This window comes from Pantoea sp. CTOTU49201, from assembly GCF_032054795.1.
Lineage (GTDB): Bacteria > Pseudomonadota > Gammaproteobacteria > Enterobacterales > Enterobacteriaceae > Pantoea > Pantoea symbiotica.
The window spans coordinates 1-4,480 of the sequence record NZ_DAMBSA010000379.1; the positions used below are offsets into that span (position 1 = coordinate 1).

Below are 4,480 nucleotides of genomic sequence, written 5' to 3' on the forward strand. Positions count from 1 at the left end.
CGCCAGCGCTGCCAGTTGTCCCAGCGTTAGCGGCTGCGCATAGTGTGCGTGAATGTGGCTCAGCGCTTTGCCCACTTTGCCAAATTGACCCTGCAAGGTGAGCGCTGCTCGCAGCGCGCTGCCTTGCGCACCGGTCAGCACGCGATAATAGAGTTCACGCACCAGCGCGGGGCCGAGCATCTTCGCATCCAGCGGGTGGTTAAGCGTGGTGAGAAAGCGCAATACCGTCTCGCGCAGCGTCTGATCCATCGGGCTCGACATCATGCTCTGCGCCGCCTGGCTCTCAAACGCCACATCCTGCTGCTCCAGCTGCAACAGCAATTCAGTCGCCACAGTGAAGTCGAGATGCAGGTAAATCGCCAGCAGCGGATGTCCCACTGACGCCGCTGTTTCCATGGTAAAAGGCACCGGCACCGAAACCGCCAGATAATGTTGCTCATCGTACAGATAGACCTGATCGCCAAAGAAACCGCGCTTCGATCCCTGACACACAATCACGATGCCCGGATCGTACAGCACCGGCGTGCGCTCCAGCGGCCGATCGGAACGCAGGATGCGCACGTCCGGCAGCGCAGTCAGGTTGTAACCTTCCTGCGACGCTAGCGTTTTAAGCAGTTCTACCGTTTTCAGCTGGAGCGTTTCTTTCATCGAGAAACATCACCTTCATAAGATTAGGCAAGGAATATACAAGATAAGGTCTTAATGCCATTTAATCGCCAGAATATTATGCATCCTCTACTTTTCGAGGAGAACCCGCAAATGTCCAGGACTAAAACATTATTCATTACCGGCGTCAGCAGCGGATTTGGTCGCGCATTGGCACAGGTTGCGCTAAGTCGTGGCTATCGCGTGATTGGTACAGTGCGCAATACTGCAGCAAAGGCTGAGTTTGAAAGTTTGCATGCGGAAAATGCTTTCGCCTATGAGTTGGATGTCACCCATTTCGCCGCCATTGATGCGGTGATTGCCAATGTTGAATCCCGTGTTGGCCCGATTGATGTGCTGGTGAACAACGCCGGTTACGGCCATGAAGGCGTGATGGAAGAGTCATCGCTGGATGAGATGCGCCGTCAGTTTGACGTCAACGTGTTTGGCGCGGTGGCGATGATTAAAGCCTTGCTGCCCTTTATGCGCCAGCGCCGTCACGGCCACATCATCAACATCACCTCAATGGGCGGGTTCATCACCATGCCCGGGATCAGCTATTACTGCGGCAGCAAGTTTGCGCTGGAAGGGATTTCAGAAACTCTGAGCAAAGAGCTGGCGCCGTTCAAAATCCACGTGACCGCCGTCGCACCAGGATCGTTTCGCACAGATTGGGCTGGTCGTTCCATGGTTCGCAGTGAACGCAGCATCGCCGATTATGATGCGCTGTTCGACCCGATTCGCCAGGCACGAGAGGCGAAGAGCGGCAAGCAATTGGGCGATCCGCTCAAAGCCGCCAGCGCGATGCTGGAGGTGATCGAAAGCAGCAATCCACCGGCTCATCTGTTGCTGGGCAGTGATGCTTTGGGGTTGGTACGGCAGAAGATTGAAGCATTTAGCGCAGAGATAGATCGCTGGGAAACGCTGACGCGCTCGACGGATGGCTGATGGAATACAAACGGTAATATGCAGGTGCGCATGAATGCGCACCCTACAAAAACGCGTCAATCCTTTGTAGGGTCGCCATTTATGGCGACCGAAAGACGCTAAAGTGACGAGTATTGCGCTTAATAAACTCAGCATTAACTATCAATCTCTTAAGTTATTGTTAACAATAAATTAGCACTTTTGGCCAAATTGCTGTGCAGCTGATTCGCCATATTCCTGTACATATTAATTAAATTTGTATAAGTTTGATGGCTAAAGTTATACGTCAACCTTAAGGATGGAACCATGCGTCAGGATCGTAACTTTTCCACGGCGTCGGAAGCTATTGCGCGGTACTTCAAAGAAGCCTCTTTGCCTTCACAGCAGGAAACGCTGGGGCAGATTGTGGTTGAAATCTTGCGTTCCGGACGGACGCTAAGCCGTAAAACACTGTGTACCAAGTTGCTGTGCCGCATGGAACAAGCGCGCGGTACTGAATCAGAAATTCACTATCAGCAATTAATTGGACTGATGTTTTCCGTAGAACGAGAATCCTAAACCAGGCGCAGCTGGCCTGAGAATTAACCAAGTGGTTTCCGCCTCATTGCATACTGGTAAGACTGAATCCACTTTGTTATTTGCCGCAGGTCTGCCGCGGTAACCAGAGAGAATCTATGTACAGAAGTGATGAAGAACGGCTCACCGACATCATCATGGGCGATGCAATTTTACAGTTGCTGAAAAAATCCGGCCCGCTTTCACCCCGCGCGCTGCTGGATAAGTTGCGTGGGATGGCATCGACTGAGTGCGATCCTCCGCGCCAGCAAGCGTTGAGCCGCGCGATGTCGGAAGTGATGAATCATATTGAAACCCCGCAACAGAGCGGAGTGGCGATCAAAAATACCGACAATGTGACGCATATTTTCCGCAATCGTGACGGTTCAGGGAATGGAACCAAGCATTAAACATTGGGCGAACGCAGGTTAATCCGCGCGCGCCTTTTTGTTTCACAGCTGTTAACACTTCACGCTTGTTTTCTCGCGGCACTCTGTTAGATTCAAAACTCACACCACATTCTGGCGAGCTTTTATGTCTATCTTCAACGCATTAACCACAGAGACCACAACCACCACCGCATATGGCGGCGGCATGTGTGCATCTGTAGCGAAGAGATAAGCTCCAGCATCCTCAGCCCCGTCAATCACTGGACGGGGAATGGTCTCCGTTCATAGCATGCAGAAAGGAGACACACCATGCAGCCACAACATAAAGCCTTATTAGTCATTGATATGCAGAACGGCTTATTTCACGCTTCGCCAGCGCCCTTTGCTGCGGAATCTGTTATAGCCAATATCAATCAGCTGATCGCGTTAGCCCATCAAGCGCATGCACCGGTTTTCTTCGCCCGCCACACCGGACCAGATGGATCGCCCTTCGCCGCAAGCAGCCCACTGACTCAATTGATTCCTGAACTGCAGATGGATGCATCGCACGATCGGGTATTTGTGAAGCGCTATCCCAACTGTTTCCGCGACACTGAATTACTGGCAGCGCTGAAAAGTGCCGATATTCAAGAGTTAGTAATTGTTGGAATGAAGAGCGAATACTGCGTGGATACCACTTGTCGCGCTGCCGCAGATTTAGGTTTTCGCGTGGTGCTGATTGATGATGGACATACTTCGGTGGATAACGGCGTGCTGAGCGCTGAGCAGATTATTGCGCACCATAATCAAACCCTTGCTGGGCCCTTTGTACAGCTAGTTTCAAGCGCCGCATATGCTTTCTGAGTGACTGGAAATGAGGGCAAACGCCCTCTTTTCACTTAGCAAAATTACATCAGCTCAATGCCAAAACGCTTGAGCAGCGTGGCCCACAGCAGAAATAACAAGATGGTGAGCACGCAGCTCGCAATCAGCGTCGGCCAGAATCCGAGGCGTTGATAGAGAAACGGAAAGGCGACAAACATCGGTAAAGTCGGCACCACATACCAGAAGGTGTACCACGCGTGGCTGGCAATTTTGGCCTGGCTTTGTCCTTCCAGCTTCATCCAGATCAGCACCAGCACGGTTACTAATGGAAGCGCGGCAATCAGTCCACCGAGGCGATCGCTACGCTTAGCCACTTCAGATATCAGCACCACCATGCCGGCAGTAATGGCATATTTGGCGATAAGCCACAGCATTAACATCTCCTTCCGTTCCTGTTTCGGCTATCAATGCCGAATCGCACAGCCGCACTGCGACATTTCGCCCGGCACGTGTTTGCCGTGATGCGAATGGCGCACCTGCAATTCGCCCTGCTGCCAGGCGTTACTGGTATCGGCACGGTTCTCCAATAAACGATTTAACGCTTCGGCCACCAGCAAATCACGACGCTGCGCCCAGCTGGTCAGATGCCAGGTTGACGCGCGCGCTTCATCGACATCATCAAAACCCACCACCGCAACATGCGCACCTTGCGCGAAGTCGCGCACCGCTTGTAACGCGCCAAAAGCCAACACATCGCTTTCGCAGAACAGCGCATTGATGCGCTCGGCAGCACGGGTTTTCTTCAAATACGCCGTCATCGCCTGATAAGCCAGTTCGCGATCGTTGCCACCGGCAGAGAGCTCGATTTTCAGTTCTTTCTGTTCTGCTTGCAGGCTGGCGACAAAACCGTCTAGTTGGCGCGCAGGCGCGCTGTTTTCCTGGCTGTGCATAAAGCCGAAACGTTGGTGACCTTGCGACAGCAGCAACAATCCCATCTCTGCACCTGCGTCATAACCATCGGCAATCACGACGTTGGCATCCGCGCTGGCGCTGTGGCTGAGATGGACGGTTTTGGCCTGCGGCAGGATATCGGCTGCCACACTCAACTCATCGCTAAACAGCGAGGTCAGAAACACTAAACCGCTGACAGGAAGTTGCGC

Annotated in this window: 7 protein-coding genes; 4 read left to right on the forward strand and 3 right to left on the reverse strand. The window is 52.8% G+C overall.

Annotated features, from left to right (window positions below; translation table 11 throughout):
• A partial coding sequence (locus RTY00_RS20390) for an AraC family transcriptional regulator (RefSeq protein WP_312665858.1) occupies nucleotides 1–648 on the reverse strand: 648 nt, incomplete at its 3' end.
• Nucleotides 649–759: 111 nt separating this feature from the next.
• Between RTY00_RS20390 and RTY00_RS20395 the strand changes: the two genes are divergently transcribed.
• From RTY00_RS20395 to RTY00_RS20410, 4 genes are all read left to right on the forward strand, one after another.
• A complete protein-coding gene (locus RTY00_RS20395; protein WP_312665860.1) occupies nucleotides 760–1,593 on the forward strand; it encodes an oxidoreductase in 834 nt (277 codons plus the stop codon).
• 285 nt (nucleotides 1,594–1,878) lie between these two features.
• Complete coding sequence (ycgZ, locus tag RTY00_RS20400) at nucleotides 1,879–2,130, forward strand: regulatory protein YcgZ (protein WP_312665862.1); 252 nt, start codon at nucleotides 1,879–1,881, stop codon at nucleotides 2,128–2,130.
• A gap of 116 nt (nucleotides 2,131–2,246) precedes the next feature.
• The gene (locus tag RTY00_RS20405; RefSeq protein ID WP_312665864.1) at nucleotides 2,247–2,537 is read left to right on the forward strand and encodes a hypothetical protein; all 291 of its coding nucleotides are present in this window, start codon (nucleotides 2,247–2,249) and stop codon (nucleotides 2,535–2,537) included.
• A 288-nt stretch (nucleotides 2,538–2,825) separates the two neighbouring features.
• Nucleotides 2,826–3,359 (forward strand): cysteine hydrolase family protein, encoded by a 534-nt coding sequence (locus tag RTY00_RS20410; protein WP_312665866.1) that lies wholly within the window; start codon nucleotides 2,826–2,828, stop codon nucleotides 3,357–3,359.
• Nucleotides 3,360–3,403: 44 nt separating this feature from the next.
• Here RTY00_RS20410 and RTY00_RS20415 read toward each other — a convergent pair whose 3' ends face one another.
• Both RTY00_RS20415 and RTY00_RS20420 read right to left on the reverse strand, forming a co-directional pair.
• Entirely contained in the window at nucleotides 3,404–3,754 is a 351-nt protein-coding gene (locus tag RTY00_RS20415) for a DUF3147 family protein (protein ID WP_008102074.1), read from the reverse strand.
• Nucleotides 3,755–3,784: 30 nt separating this feature from the next.
• Nucleotides 3,785–4,480, reverse strand: a 696-nt coding sequence (locus tag RTY00_RS20420; RefSeq protein WP_312665868.1) for a substrate-binding domain-containing protein, incomplete at its 5' end; no start/stop codon positions are given.

What these genes read in the sequence shown, in the direction of transcription:
- ycgZ (WP_312665862.1), top strand. Translation starts at nt 1,879, where the DNA reads ATGCGTCAGGATCGTAACTTTTCCACGGCGTCGGAAGCTATTGCGCGG.
- RTY00_RS20395 (WP_312665860.1), top strand. Translation starts at nt 760, where the DNA reads ATGTCCAGGACTAAAACATTATTCATTACCGGCGTCAGCAGCGGATTT.
- RTY00_RS20410 (WP_312665866.1), top strand. Translation starts at nt 2,826, where the DNA reads ATGCAGCCACAACATAAAGCCTTATTAGTCATTGATATGCAGAACGGC.
- RTY00_RS20415 (WP_008102074.1), bottom strand. Translation starts at nt 3,754, where the DNA reads ATGCTGTGGCTTATCGCCAAATATGCCATTACTGCCGGCATGGTGGTG.
- RTY00_RS20405 (WP_312665864.1), top strand. Translation starts at nt 2,247, where the DNA reads ATGTACAGAAGTGATGAAGAACGGCTCACCGACATCATCATGGGCGAT.